The organism is Streptomyces sp. NBC_01003 (genome assembly GCF_045162695.1).
Classification (GTDB): Bacteria; Actinomycetota; Actinomycetes; order Streptomycetales; family Streptomycetaceae; genus Streptomyces.
This window is the reverse complement of sequence record NZ_CP108707.1, coordinates 6,208,573-6,223,262: the sequence shown is the minus strand read 5'-3', so window position 1 is coordinate 6,223,262 and position 14,690 is coordinate 6,208,573. Positions and strand designations below refer to the sequence as shown.

Here is a 14,690-nt window from a genome sequence, read left to right as displayed (position 1 = left end):
CCTACGCCCTCCTCCGAGGTGCCGACCCCCAACGACCCCGATGCCCAACACGTCACGATTGACGCCCTGTACAAGCCCGCACAGCCACTGGACAGTCACCGTACGCATCGACGGAATCACTGTTCAGAGCAGGTGTGGCTGATCACGCTGAGTGACATGAACGGCGAACTCACCTTCACGATCCGCCTGTCGGCAACGCCCCGTGGCGCACGCCTCGCCCGCCGCCTCACAGTCCAGCAACTCCCCGACTGGACCTGCCCGTTCGAGACAGCGGAGCAACTGGTGACCGAACTGGCGAACAGCGCAATCACTCACGGACGCGTACCGGGCAGAGACTTCCGCCTGACACTCACGCTCACGCCGACGGACACGCTGCGTATCGAGGTGACGGACGCACGAGGAGACACAACACCGCGCGATCCGGGCTACGGCCTGCTCCTGGTCGAGGCACTGGCAGACGCCTGGGGTACGAAGCTGGGCCCACCCCCAACTAAGACGGTATGGGCCGAATTGGCAGCATCGAAGCCGTCCTGACCACATCGAGATCTTCACGACGCGGTGGCCCAATACGCGGCCAGTCACGCGATCAAAGACAAAGAACCCGGGGAGAGAACCCTCCCCAACCTCCCCCAACCCCCGCTGCCGCTCGACCGAAGCCTGACTGAGCCTGACGTTCACAGACTGAAGCCCGACCACGGCCCTGGATAGGTTGCACCCCGCCGCATACGCGGACGCCTCACCGCCCCGAACCTCAGCCCACGAAAGCCAGCCCCCACGCACAGAAGCAGAACAACGAAAGAGATGGAGGCATCAGCAACCACCCCCGGAGAGCAAGCACGCAATCCAAGAACCCCGAACCCGCACCTCACCCACAAGGGTGATCACGCCCAACTCGGCTTGCGTACAGGCTGCTTCACGCACCAGTCTCAGCGAAACAACCCCACACATGCATCGGCCCTCGCCGGGACGGCAATCCCAGTGCGAGGGCCTGACCACGCAGGAAGCAGAGACCTTCCCGATGGCTGTTCAGCAGCTTAACGCGCCCCCGTGCGCCGAGCCGGATGTTCCCTCAGGGACAACCCCCGCCGGCGGAATCCACCACATCAACCGCCGCCATGTCGACCGCTACACGATCGTCGGCAACCACCTGGTCCAGCACCGCCAACTCTCCCTCACAGCCATCGGCTTGGCGGCCCACATCCAGTCACTCCCACGCGGAGCCAGCGCCACGATCAAGACGTTGGCGGCCCGCTTCCCGGAGGGCGAGGTCCGCATCGCAGCGGCGTTACGCGAACTGGAAGCACACGGCTACCTGACCCGAACCCGCGAACGCCTGGCCTCAGGCCAAGTGATCACGCGCACGACGTCGTACAACAACCCACCAGCAATGATTGGCAGTTCAAGGCCAAAGCCCTCGCGGAAGCCCCACACTCCGGCAACTCCCCCGCGCCCAAATCTGCCAATCACCCCCTCAACACCACCGGTCGCGACCCCCAAGCACTCAACGCCCTCCACCTCCTCCGACCCGGCCGTGTCACTCCTCGCGGACCTACGCCGGTACGACCCCCGTCTCCTGCTCGCAACTCGCGACGTACACCGCCTGGCGCCCGCGGTGACGACATGGATGGACCGCGGCATCACGCCGGAGGCGATCCGCCGAACCCTCACAGCCGGCCTCCCACCGGAACCCCTCCGCAACCCGGCAGCCCTCCTGTCCCACCGCCTGACAGAGCTCCTCCCACCACCCCTACCGTCCCGCTTGCCAACGACGCCACCCCCACCCCGCCCGGCCCCACTCCAGAACTGCGACGGCTGCGACCGCGCATTCCGCTCCCCAGAGCCAGGTAAGTGCGCCGCGTGCCGCACCTGCCAGGCAGAGGCCGCGTAACCATGTCTGACGAACAACGGGACTTTGAGGCCTACTTGGCGATGCGGGAGCTGCTCCCCAGGCTGGACGCCGCGATTCCCGGCAAGTGGGAGATCACAAAGGAGGGGATCACTCACGACGCTGCGACTCCCAACGGTCCCCACGAGCTGACAGTGCTCCGCATCAGGAAACGCCTCGAACAGGCCACGCCAAACAACCTGGTGGCTCACACAGGAGTCCCCGATGTGGAGGACGAGCCCAAGCAGATCCTGCGCCGCCCGGACGTCATGGTGATCGCCGAGGCCGACACGGAGGGCGAGGGTGCATTCGATCCGCGCTCGCTGCTGGCTGCCATCGAGGTCGTCTCAATCTCCAACCCCGAGAACGACTGGGTGAGCAAGATGCGGGACTACCCCGCGATGGGCATCCCGGTCTACGTAATCGTCGACCCACGCACAGGCTCGGGCTCGGTCCTGACCGACATCCACACAACCCCGACCGGCCCCCGCTACGCGACCCGCAAGGACTTCGTCTACGGCGAGACCGTCACCATCGCCGACTGGACAATTCCGACTGACAACCTTCCGCGCTACGCCTGAGGTCAGACACCTCCGGCGTTACGCGCGACCGCCGCCCGAAATCTTCCTGTGAGTTCCTCGCGCATCACCACCAACGTCGCCACTTTGAGGTCGGCAAGGAGCGCCGAGCGGCGACTCGATATGCCTGGACGGCTGACTCGCCGTCGTACGCCACGCGTTCCAGAGCGTCGCGCTGTATGGATCCCGTCAACAACCGTAACCTGAGCTCCCCAACCGAAGGCCACTTGTTAGCCTCGCTATCAATTGAAAAACCGTCCACTAAGGGGGAGTTCGGACATGGCAGGGACTGGACCAGGGCAGTCAGACGCCTCCACCGGAATGCAGCTCAACCAGATACCCGCCGACCCGAGCAGCACGACCGGCCCTCCCGGCCCCACCTTCTACGGCCCCCCGAGCGGTCAGCAGAATCTGGTATCGAGCCCCGCGCAGAAGAAGGCCGCGGCGAAGGCCATCGAGGATCACATCGAGCCGGACACGAAGAAGGCCGGCGACTACTCGGACGAGGAGACGTCCGGGGTGGTGAAGGCGTTCGACGCCAAGGATGGGCACGGCTGGCTCATGTCGTCCTCGCTCAAGAAGGCCCACAAAACATGGGGCGAGCAGGTGCAGACGCTGATGAACCGGCTCGGATCGGAGAAAGCCTCGCTGCGCAGCACGAACATCTTGCTGACGAACAAGGACTTCGGCGTGCGGTCGGGAGTGCAGGGCGTGCCCACGCCGTCAGCCTTCGACCGGTACTGACAGAGCGCCGCCCGCTCGCATAACGCTCACTCCACGGGGGACCAGACATGCCTACGTACCACGAGATCATGACCACGGATCTCGGCACGCTCACCACGGCCGCCACCAGCTGGGACGGCATGGCCAAGAAGTTCCATGACCAGGAGGTCGCCTACAAGCGGGATGTGCACGGCATCTCCATGGGCGACGGCTGGCAGGGGTTCAGCGCCGTGACGGCCCGCGAGCGGTTCGACGTCACTTTGCGCGAGTTCCAGTACGCACAGACCGAGGCGAAGGCCGTCGCCTCGATTCTGCGCGACGCGCACGGCCAATACGTGGATCTCAAAGGGAAATTGAAGGCCGCCCATGACGAGGCGGTCAAGGCCGGGATGAAGGTCTCGGATCAGGGCGTGGTCACGTACGACTACGAGAAACTGACCGAGGGCGAACGCAACGCGATCCACCATGACCCCGACTACCAGCAGAGCGTGCAGAAGGCGGTCGGCTCCTGGCAGGACCGCATCGACAACGCGGTCAAAGCCGTCAACGACGCGGACAAAGGCGTCGAGATCGCCTTCCAGGGGGTCGTGCTCGACTCGGACGTCACCGACGGCACCATGAACGGCTTCAACGGCAAAGCCAGCGGCGACATCGAGAAATACGAGGCCGACGAGCTCGCCGACATCACCACGCGCATCAACTCCGGCGACGCCAGCCCGCAGGAGATCAAGGAGGCGCAGCGCGCCTTCCGCGACAACGCCAAGAACAAAGAGTTCAACCAGATGTTCCTGGACAACCTGGGAGCGTCGGGAACCATCAAGTTCGCCAACAAACTCAGCGACCTCAGTCACGGGGGCAAGGACAAGGGGACGTACGCAGGGCTCCAGGACGACCTGGCCAACTCCCTTGCCGTGGGGACGAAGGACACCAACTCGGCGTTCTACAAGAAATTCCGTTCCGACCTGCAGAAGGCCGGTGTCCAGAAATTCGACCTCGACGTCGCGGCTGACGAGATCAAGGTCGGCACCGGACACGGGCAGCAGGTGCGCGGATATCAGAGCCTCGTGACACTCATGGAACAGGGCGACGGCTACTCCGGGCAGTTCCTCAAGGACATGGCCACCGACATCCGGGCCGCCGAGGACAAGAGTCAGGGCGGCAACCCCGATGTCTGGGATCTGCGCGGCGACTTCAGCGGCAAGGACGACGGCTGGTTCGCCAACGACCCGCTAGACGGTGTCCTCGGCGTCATGTCCAAGGACCCGGCCACGACCACGAGCTTCCTCGACCCGGGCCCGGACGGGAAGAACGACAACCTCGAGTACCTGCTCAAGGAGCGGGACTGGGACCACGTCGACACCTCGAACTGGACCGGCAATACGGAAACCACCGGTAGGGACACGTTCGACAAGGACGTGCGCACCGGCCTCGGCCTCGCCCTGTCGGCCGGCGCCACCGGCAACGTACCGGGCGGGGACGGCGACGAACTCGGCCGGCACACCGCCGCGCAGACCCGCGTCATGCACGACGCGATCAACCTCATCGACTACGGCGATGCCGACGGCAAGTACGGCGAGGACCCCAAGCACCCGCGGATCGGCAAAGCCGACGAGGTGCTGGGCCAGGACGACTACGCGGCCATGCGTGACCCGCTGTCCCAGGCCCTGGCCGACTACTCACCGGATGCCGTCGACATCATCGACGGCGACGCGCCCGGCGGACGGGCCGGCCAGGAAGGCATCTACGGACATGGCGACGACTCTCAGATCCAGAACAGCCGCAGCAGCCTGATCCGCATGATGCGCGGCGTCTCCGAAGCCGACGACACCACCAACTTCGAGCGCATCTATCACGCTCAACAGGGCTACATGTCTGAAGAGTTGATGGACAAGGACTTCCCGAGCGCGACAGCCGCCACCAACGAGGCCCGCAAGTTCGGCGAGGTCACCGGCGCGCTCAACGCGGTCGGCGGAGACGTCAAAATGGACGTCCACGACGACAAGATCGGCGCTGCCACGGACAACCGTTTCTACGGCTACCACATCGGCGGCGGCATGATCACCGGCATCCCTGTCATCGGCGACGGAGCCCAGCGCCTCGTCGACGTCGGTCTCAACAACTATCTCGCCGGTGTCCAGGCAGAGGAAGGCTCACTGTCCAAGGAGGAGCTGAGCCGGGGCAACGACGTCGCGCAGGACCAACTCGACCGCTACTTCGACAAGTGGGGCAGCGAGCGCCACATGGACCACACCACCACCGAGGCTGCGGCCGGAGAGGCCCGGCAGAGCTATGTCGACGGCAGGCAGATAGCGTACGAGGCTCTGCGGTCCCGTACCTGATCAACATATGTGGAACACCGACCTCCGCACGGCCCGACGCAAGGAACCGGTAGACAGCACCATGACAGCCCAGACGCGGAAGAAGAAGCCGGTACTCGTCGCGGCGAGCGCCTTGGCCTTGGTGGCCGCGCTCACCTCCTCGTACTGCTGGTGGAACACGAATCTTCTCGGCGCGGACTCGTTCTGTGGCGGCCAGCTGGGTAGCGGGGAGATGCAGGCCGTTCTGGACTCCACCGGCCGCCTGTCGCAGGTACACGCGCAAGACGACACGCAACGGGCTGAGTTCACGTGCACGATCGAACGCACCAGCCGCTTCATCGGAGGCGACGACCAGCAGGTGACCCTCAGGACGGCCAGTGAGCAAGGGGTGTTCCCCTTCACGACCGGGGTCTGGAAGAACCCTGCCGCCCGGTCCTACTTCAGGGACGGGGTGACCGGTGCCGTGTCGCAGGACGGCGGGTACGTCGTCCTGCCGAAGTCCTGCTGGGACAAGGTCGGCGGCCTCCAGGGCAGCCAGGTCATACGTGCCGGGGACGGCGCGGTGGCGACTGTTGAGGCCAAGGTGGGGAAGGGGGCGGCGGACCCGGCCGGCCTGGCCCGGCTGCTGAACCGCTCGGCCCGACAGGTCGCCGAAAAGGCTGGCTGCAGCACGTCGGCGCTCTCGGCCACACCTGATCTCGCCGCCCCGTCCGCCTCGCGGACGACAGATGTCCAGAACGTGTGTGGAGTGCAGGGCTTCGCCCTGCCCAAGAAGGCCGTGCTCGTCTCCCGGGCCGAACCGGACCGGGAGCGGGTGAACAACGCAAGTGCCCACACCTGGGCGTGTGACCTGCCCATGTCGGGCTCGGCCAAGGCGGCCGTGTCCTTTGCCGCGACGTCGGACAAGAATCTCGTCGAGGCGGCCCGGAAGGATGCGGACAGCTTCGAAACGCTCCCTGGCGACCAGGGGGTTGCCACGATCGACGAGGCCGTACTGCACTGTGGCAGTAGTGACGTGTACTTCGCCGCGCACTGGAACGTCGCGTACGAAGGAGCCTTGCTCGACAGCGTCGACCACGCCGGGGTCGCATACGCGGAGATCAAGAAGGCCACGTTCCAGAACTTCCTCGACGCAACGGCCGACACCCACTCGTGCCCGCGCGTCACACTCCCCTAACAGAAGGGACCGTTTGTGGCTTCCCCCTTGCGTACAGCAGCCGTGGCCGCCCTGCTCCTGGCGGGGGCGGTCGCCTGCAGCGGCAACTCCGGTGCGACGTCCACTTCCTCGTCCCCATCGGCTTCGTCTGCCGCCGAGGATGCGACAGGCGGTTCGGCCGCCGCGCGAATTGAGGCCGTGAACGAGACGATGCGCACCACGCCCTTCAGCGCGATCGGGACGTCGACTGCGTACGACGGAGCCCTCCAGCGCATGACGTGGAACCCGCAGCAGGGTCTCCGTATCCAGGTCAGCGGCACCATCGGCGGCAACATGTACTGCCAGGGCGGCGTGACCTACATCAGCTCCAACCTGTTCGCCGCGAGCCTGAAGCAGCAGGGCCAGGAGATCACCGTCCCCGCCGACCTGGACGACGTATATGTCACCACGAAGTCGGGGCAGGGCTGCGACGCGTACTTCGCGCTGTCCCCCACCGGACACTATGCCCCGTCCGATGACGCCACGGTGAATGGCACCCCGACCCGTGCCGTCAAGGTGTCCGCGTCGGCATCGGCTGCGGACACGTACTACGTCAGCACCAAGGACCCCGCGTATCTGCTGAAGCAGAAGTCGAACCGCAACGGCCGCACTAGCAGCACGACCTATCTGGACTTCGGCAAGAGGAGGACCATCACACTGCCGAGCGCGGACAAAACCATGACGCTGGACGCATTCCGATCCAGGGTCGGTAGTTGACGGTCCTCAACCTCACCAGCCATCCGAGGCGACGCTCTGCGGAAACGCTACGGGCAGCCAAACGAACCACGTTCCGCTGCCGCCATACGAGCCGGAACCTCACTGCGCTCAATCTCAATTGCAACCCTGTTTTCTTCATGGCCTCAGACAGATACGGCTTCAGCAGTGACCACTGGACGGCGAGTGCTCAGCGGAGGCCGTACGCCTTCCTCACTCAGCCGCCGACGCCCCTTCGGCCGGCTGGAGCATTCTTGACGGTCGGCCACTTGCCCTATACATAGGAATCCCCGACGTAGAGGACGAGCCCCACCAGATCCTGCGCCGCCCGGACGTCATCGTGATCGCCGAGGCCGACATGGAGGGCGAGGGCGCATTCGATCCACGCACGCTGCTCGCCTCATCGAGGTCGTCTCACGCTCCAACCCGGACAACGACTGGGGCAGCAAGGTGAGGGACTACCCACTCCTGGGCATCCCGCCTACGTGATCTTCGATCCCCGAACGGGCACCGGCGCCGTAATGACGGACATCCACCCCACCCTCGAGGGCCCCCGCTACGCGACCCGCAAGGACTTCGTCTACGGCGAGACCGTCACCATCGCCGACTGGACAATCCCCACAGACACGCTCCCCCGCTACCACTGACCCACGCACCACTCACGCCACACCCCGCGCGCTCACACACAGTTCCCGCCAGATCACGATCGCACAATGTGATCTTGATAGTTCCGTTGCTAGGTTGATCGCAGTCGGCACATTCGGCAGTCGCGAAAGCAACCAGACGCACGGGACGCACAGCGCGCACGGGGGAAGGTACTCACCCATGGCATGGGAAGAGTGGGAGTAACTCAAGACCGACGCGGAGGCCCGGCGGTCTACGCAGATGCAGATCAATCACGTGGCCCCCGAAGGCGCCGGCACGTTCGGGGACCTGAAGGTCAAGAACGCCGACCTGGAGAAGATCGGCAGGGAGGCGCACTCCCTCTTCGAGCACCTCGGCCGTGAAGGCAAGGTGGCCAACTCCAGTAGCAACTCGGCTGCGAGCAACCTCAAGCAGCAAGGTTTCGACCTCGCAGCGGGGCTTCAGCACGTATCGAACCGCTGGGAGAAGCAACTCGGATCACTCCTGGACGCCTGCGCACAGATCTCGAACCATCTCCACAGGACGCAGTCCATCCACAACGGGGACGAGGACTACATCCGCCGCACGATGAGCAGCATCGACACGCTCGACCAGGGCTTCGACGAGCGCGTGGGGAAGGCCGGGAAACCGAACCCCGCGTACTACGGCAAGCCGAGCGAGAAGAAGGACGACTGAGCCTGATGGACTTCGACGCGCTCTACCACGCCAACTTCAAGATGCTGGATGACGCCGTAGGGGACTGGAACCTGCTCGTCGGCAACCTGGAGAAGCTGGAGACTCAGGCTGAAGACGGACTGCACAAAGCCGCCAACAAGGCCATCTGGGCGGGCATGAACGCCCAGATGACCAAGGAGTTCGTCGGTAAGACTGCCGGCGAGTTCGCTGATGCTCACACCCAGGCCAAGACGATCCACAGCATCCTCGCCGACACCGTAGGTGAGCTGAAGGGGTACCAGGAGGATCTGAAGAACGCCATCGGCCGGGGCCAGAAGAAGCACCTGACGGTCACCTCCACCGGCGACGGCGGGTTCACGGTCCGCGCCGCGAAGGGACACACGCCGCCCGAACCTGACCAGAGCGAGGTCACCGCGCTCCGGGACGAGGTCCAGAAGATCCTCAACCAGGCGGCTGAAAGCGACAGTTCGGCCAGCAAGGTACTGACGGCGATCGCCGATCAGAGTGAGCTTGGATTCTCCGACGCGAAATACAAGAACCGGGACGAGGCTGCGGCGGCCATCAAGGCGGCCGAAGAGCTGGCCAAGATCGCCAGGAAGAACCCCGAGGACCTCACGGTCAAGGACTTCGACCGGATCAACGCCGGGTTGAAGAAGTACAAGAACGACGAACTGTTCTCAGAGCGGTTCGCCACCACGCTCGGCCCACAGAAGACCATGGAGTTCTGGGCCGGCATCAACGACCCCAACGTGAACTGGGAAATCGGGCGCGATCGTCTCAACCAACTCGACGACATGCAGCGCAACTTGGGCATGACTCTCGCCCACGCCTCGCAGAGCGACTCGACCGCGATGGACGACTGGCGGCGGAACGTCATCGCTCTCGGCGACAAGCCCATCCACGGCGACCGAGGCGGCCCCATGGGCTTCCAGGTCATGAGCAACCTGATGCGAACTGGTGACTACGACGACCAGTTCATGAAGGACTACGGCACCAAACTCATGGCCACCGAGCGCAAGCTCACCGGCAATGGCGAACACGACAACACGGCATGGCAACAACTCGGCACCGGCCAGATGCTCAACCGGATCGGCGAGGACAGCGGGTCGGATCCACTCACGGGTTACCTGAAGGGTATTTCCAACAGCCCTGACGCGGCTGCGGACTTCTTCAACGAGCAGTACATTTCGAAGAATGACCCGGGCAACCCGTTCGAGCACGACACGGACGGCGACGGAAAGATGGGCAAGAAGGAACTGTCCAACTTCCAGTACCTGTTCGAGGAGCGGGAGTGGCCGGAAGAAACCGACTCCCACGGCGACGAGATCAATACCGGGCGGAACAATCTGGCACTGGCGTTGGAAGCCGCCACGACTGGACATCCAGCTGGTGAAATTCCGACGCTGGACACACCTGCTCACAACGCAGGGCAGGCGAAGTTGTTCGAGAGCATTGTTTCATCCATCTCGGACGACAACACGCGTCTGACGGAACACAGTTACATGTCGGACAGCATGGGGCAGATCGCCTCCGAATATCTCCCCGACATGAATCGAGCCATGACGGACGACCCGGACGGGGACACGGATCGCCTATTCCCCATCTCGGGAACAACTGCCACACCGGATCACCGCGATGTGACTCGATTCCTCATGTCTGTCGGACAAAATCCCGAGGGATACGCCGCTGTCGAGGTTGGCCAGAAGAAGTACATGGGCAACCTTATGGAGTACCACCTCAACCCCGACCTCCCCGCAGATCAGCGCTACTCGACGGACCCGAAGTTCACGGTTGAGCAAATCGCCTACGGTTCGGGAGAGCTATCGGGCACTCTCGCTATCGGCCGCCAGGAAGCGGTTGCTGGCCCCGCGGACGTGAGCGACAAGGCGTACGACCACTCCGTCGCTCAGTGGAAAAACCTGGCCTCCGGCACCGTCGGTACAGTAACCGGAGTCGGAACTGCCCTCATCGCCAGCCCTGTCGCCGGTGCCGCAGTGGGCGGCGCTGCCGGAACAGCCAGCAGCATGATTCTCGAAGAGCTCTTCAAGAATGCCGAGGGAGATGAAAAGAGCAATGCTGGCCAAGCCATGGGAGAGCATTGGGAGAATGGCATGGACAGGAACCTCCGTTACACGGAGCTCGCGGCAGAAGAAGCAGCCAAGGCGAATCACCGCAGCCTTCCCGATGTCGGTGAATGGGCGCGCACTGGCGCCCGGGACGGATTCAATATGGCCGAGACAAACGTTCGAGCAACGGGCGCGGATCTGCAAACAGATATCTAGCCGACTAATTCTTCATACTGAAATTAACACCTCACCCCTCTCACGCGACTAGCACGAAGGGCTCAAAGGACTTGCACAGTCTATACCTCAGAGAGAATTCAAAGATGCACCGTCGCATCCTACCGGCGGTCTTCGTCACCGCAGCCATCACAGTGGCTGGCTGTTCCGGCGAGAAGGAAAAGGAATACACGCTCCCGAGTTCACTGTGCGGCATCCCCACAGGGAAGGGAGACTGGTCCTCATTCCTTCCAGCCGGAAAGGAAGTCACTGTGCAACAGGCGACTCCGAACGGTGGAACCAATCGCTGCCGAGTCTCGGTTGACGGAAAAGTCGCCCTTGTCTCAAGTCGGATCTGGGCAGGACAGAAGGATAGCGTCGCCCAAATGGCCAACTCTAACGCCAAAACGGACGACGGGACCCTGACGGATGACAGTCGCTACATGTACTCGCGCACGGGCGCAGTGGGACGCATTGAAGGCTGCGCCGACCCGATACATCCCGAACAGGCTCTCTTCTCTGTCATCCAAGTCTTCGCGTCCGATGTTGATGGTGACGCAGCTGCCATGAAGCGACTCATCGCCTCGTACACACAGGCCGTTCGCGCTTCGTCCGACTGCAAGTGACGTCTGGGCAACGACGCGTGGGCCTCCGCTGCCAACATGGGGACGTCAACTCACTCCCGCCAGCCAGACCAACTGTGGACCCGAACTGTCGGCGGAAATTGGTGGGGGGACCCTCATGGAGGGAAGCTCACCGCTCGACCTTGGCAGGGCCATTGGGCAACCTCCCCGCGTCCTTACAGCCAAGGATTTCCCGGGCAACGACGCGTGTGGCTTCCGAAATCAGGGACACCACGTGCTGACGCGTGGTTGCATCGGCACGGTTTCCCGTCCTCGTGACGGCTACATTGAGCACGTATTTACTGTCGCGGACCTCCGGCTTCGGACAGTCCATGTACAGAGAGGCAGTCGTTAGATCCTTCGGGTGCCTTTTGACCTGCCCCACGTACCCCTTCGCCTCACCGAGACTGAGGGCCCTCAAGCCCGCTCGTGCCGCATCCTTCTGAATCTTTTCGTCCGGATATCCATCGAGGAGGAGATTGTATTGAATCCCGATCGCCTGTCCGCCCCCAGACAGGTCACAACTCCCTCCACCCCCATGCACGGAGGGTTCCGCCGGGAGCGCGAATCCTGTAGTTATCGGAACCTCTTTGAACTCCTCCCCCTCCTTGGGCAAGAGCGCCTTAATGTCACTACTCGGCAATGCCTGTTGGCACACGCTGCCAGGGATCGCCACTACCTTCTTGCCGGAAGACCGGGAGGACCAGACAAGCACCCCCACAATGATGACCAATACCGAGAGCCCGGCAAGCAGCCACGACTTACGGAATCGCCGAACCTTCGGGACCGTATTCATCTACTTTCTCCCCGCCCCCTGCATCCCGAGCCCGTAGCTGGCAAGGGCCTCGTTCTTCGCATGCTCGGCAAGCGTGTCAGCCCGGTCTGCGGAGTATCCCGCCTCGAGGGCACCACTCTTCGTAGCGTCATAAATGGCCTGCGCTGACGACGCCTGCTGCCCTTCGATGTAGGTGTCCTTGTCCATGCTGGCCTGGGCACTGGAATCCCTGGTGTAGTTCGACACCACGGACTCCTGGATGTCTTCGGTGACCCAACCCACGGCATCACCCGCAACGGGGATCTTGCCCACCCCCATCCCGATGATCCGCCCGACCCACTTATCCGCCGTGCCCAGCCCTTCGTTGAACTTTGCGTCGTCGGCGATCTTGTCGTCGTAGATCGCGTCACCGCGGGATTGCGCCATTATTCCGGCAATACGCGCGCCCGGCTGGGTCTCATTTCCGACGTTGTCGGAGACATAGCCGTAGCCCTGCCCATCCTTGATCGCTCCATTCACCAACTCAGCTGTGACAGCTTGCTGCGAAGCGAGGATAGCGCCATTGGCATCAGGGTCCTTCCCAACTGCAGTCAGGAAGTTTTTGAGAGCTTCGGGAGGGAGCCCACCAGTGTTATTTCCGACAGCCGCTCCAAGATTAGCGCTCGCGCCATGCGTGGCCACGGTGGAGGGATCGCCCTTGAAACCACCCTGGACGTCCCGCATGTAGTCGGCAGTGATGTTCCCCAGACTGTCCCGCATCGGAGAGTCATCGAGATCTGCTGGACTGGTCCCGTAGCGTTCGACGATGTTGTGGAAGATCGCCGCGCCCTTCTCGGAGTGCGGCGGAGTCGGGCCGTCGCTTCCGTAGGGAACGCCTGTCGTTGCAGCCTCCAGCGCGTGCCCCAATGCGTCCTTTCCGTACCCGTGGACCCGCTTCATGTCTTCGTCACCAGCGGCGCCCGGCCCTTCCAGTGTGTCGGCCGGCCACTTGAAGTCCTTTTTGGTCAGCTCGTCGAAGTACGTGTAGCCAAGGCTCTTTCCGTGCGCGACAGTGCCGTCCTCGTTGTAGACCGTAGGTGTGTACGAGTCCGAGAAGAACTGCTCTGCCGCTGCCGGACTGTGCCCGAGACCCTCCAGCACGCTGCCCAACGGGTCGTAACCCGCCCCGTCCTTTCCGGAAGGATTGAACCCATAGTCGAGGTCAGCCCTGCTCTCCGGCTTGTTCATCATGAAGAAGTTCGGGTCCTTGTGATGCAGCTGAACCACGTGTTCCGCAATGGGATTGATGAACTTTGGGTCGTATTCTCCGTATCGCAGGAGACCGCCGAGGATCTGATAGCCGTACGGCTGATTCATGGCGCCGGGCTCAAGCTCTATCGACTTGGTGCCCAGACGCATGAACTGAGACCTCCAACTGTCCGACAGATGCGGCTTGTTGTGAGAGTCAGTCGCAGTGGCGAGCGCAGTTCCCATGTTGTGCTGGAGCTGCCGGGTCAAGGCCAGCCGGCTCTTGTCGTCCCCGTCGGTGCCATCGAGGGACATGCGCCCGTAGAACTCAAGGGTCTTCTCAGGCCCACCCAGGGACTTGTAGAAGGCGGTGGTGAAGTCTGCGTCGGTCGCGTTCCACTTCATGATGGAGTTGAACTCGGTGAACTGCTTGTCGCTCATCTTCGGGCCGAGCTTGGCCAACTCCGTGGCGCGCTGCTGCTCAGCGTCATCCAGGGATGCGTACGTCTCATGCCCGAAGTCGTGCTTGTCCTTTCCGTAGCTCTTCTGCAGCGCCCGAGTAACAGAGGCGTCGATTTCTTGGGCGTGAGCTACGAGGTTGGCGATATGGGTCGCCAAACCGTGGGCCTTGTCGAGCTCATCCTGAGTGTGGCTGTCATCCGTGGTGCGATCATGCGGGAAGAAGACGTGGATCGTCGCGGCGCCGTCTTGATTTCCGTAGTCCTCGACCTTGACGCCAAGTTCCGTCGCCTCGCTCCCGATGGCCGTTTTCAATTTCTTTTGGATACCCACAAGTTCGGTGTGGGCGTCGTCAAGAACCTTGAAAATGCTGTCTGCCTCGGCATGAGCATCCCGGAACTCTTTGGCCGTCTTCCCCACGAAGGCCCGCGTGACATCCGAGTTCACTCCGGTCCATCGTGCGGATTCCGCCTTGGCCTGCAGGCCCCTCTCGGCTCTGTCCGCCAGATCCTTCAGTCTGCCTACTACTGTCTTCCAGTCGGCGACGCTGGCCTCCAGCTTGCTGAGATCAACTTCCGCAAGGTCCGTCATCGT

At 63.2% G+C, this 14,690-nt stretch carries 11 protein-coding genes and 1 pseudogene; 10 read left to right on the top strand and 2 right to left on the bottom strand.

All coding sequences use genetic code 11. From position 1 onward, the window contains the following. The first annotated feature begins 18 nt into the window (after positions 1–18). The 10 genes and pseudogenes from OG698_RS28380 to OG698_RS28335 all read left to right on the top strand — a co-directional run bounded on the left by OG698_RS28380 (position 19) and on the right by OG698_RS28335 (position 11,638). Positions 19–534 carry an ATP-binding protein gene (locus OG698_RS28380; protein WP_406106310.1) on the top strand — a complete coding sequence of 172 codons (516 nt, stop codon included), beginning with the start codon at positions 19–21 and terminating at the stop codon, positions 532–534. 1,356 nt (positions 535–1,890) lie between these two features. Then, positions 1,891–2,466, top strand: a complete 576-nt coding sequence (locus OG698_RS28375) for a Uma2 family endonuclease (RefSeq protein WP_406106308.1) — start codon at positions 1,891–1,893, stop codon at positions 2,464–2,466. Positions 2,467–2,742: 276 nt separating this feature from the next. Further along, entirely contained in the window at positions 2,743–3,207 is a 465-nt protein-coding gene (locus OG698_RS28370) for a hypothetical protein (RefSeq protein ID WP_406106306.1), read from the top strand. A 47-nt stretch (positions 3,208–3,254) separates the two neighbouring features. Then, on the top strand, positions 3,255–5,525 hold the full coding sequence (locus OG698_RS28365; protein WP_406106304.1) for a hypothetical protein: 2,271 nt from the start codon (positions 3,255–3,257) through the stop codon (positions 5,523–5,525). 61 nt (positions 5,526–5,586) lie between these two features. Then, entirely contained in the window at positions 5,587–6,681 is a 1,095-nt protein-coding gene (locus OG698_RS28360; RefSeq protein ID WP_406106302.1) for a hypothetical protein, read from the top strand. 177 nt (positions 6,682–6,858) lie between these two features. Beyond that, positions 6,859–7,416, top strand: coding sequence for a hypothetical protein (locus OG698_RS28355; protein WP_406106301.1), 558 nt, complete (start codon positions 6,859–6,861; stop codon positions 7,414–7,416). 280 nt (positions 7,417–7,696) lie between these two features. Further along, positions 7,697–8,060: pseudogene (locus tag OG698_RS28350) on the top strand (Uma2 family endonuclease); the annotation flags it as partial. A gap of 238 nt (positions 8,061–8,298) precedes the next feature. Next, the gene (locus OG698_RS28345) at positions 8,299–8,733 is read left to right on the top strand and encodes a hypothetical protein (RefSeq protein ID WP_406106299.1); all 435 of its coding nucleotides are present in this window, start codon (positions 8,299–8,301) and stop codon (positions 8,731–8,733) included. Between the two features lie 5 nt (positions 8,734–8,738). Then, complete coding sequence (locus OG698_RS28340) at positions 8,739–11,015, top strand: hypothetical protein (RefSeq protein WP_406106297.1); 2,277 nt, start codon at positions 8,739–8,741, stop codon at positions 11,013–11,015. A 104-nt stretch (positions 11,016–11,119) separates the two neighbouring features. Then, on the top strand, positions 11,120–11,638 hold the full coding sequence (locus tag OG698_RS28335; RefSeq protein ID WP_406106295.1) for a hypothetical protein: 519 nt from the start codon (positions 11,120–11,122) through the stop codon (positions 11,636–11,638). A gap of 127 nt (positions 11,639–11,765) precedes the next feature. On the opposite strand, the gene OG698_RS28330 is transcribed toward OG698_RS28335, so the two are convergent. Together OG698_RS28330 and OG698_RS28325 are read right to left on the bottom strand one after the other, a co-directional pair. Next, positions 11,766–12,431, bottom strand: a complete 666-nt coding sequence (locus OG698_RS28330; RefSeq protein WP_406106293.1) for a hypothetical protein — start codon at positions 12,429–12,431, stop codon at positions 11,766–11,768. Continuing rightward, complete coding sequence (locus OG698_RS28325) at positions 12,432–14,687, bottom strand: hypothetical protein (protein ID WP_406106291.1); 2,256 nt, start codon at positions 14,685–14,687, stop codon at positions 12,432–12,434. It lies immediately after the preceding gene. Positions 14,688–14,690: the final 3 nt, after the last annotated feature.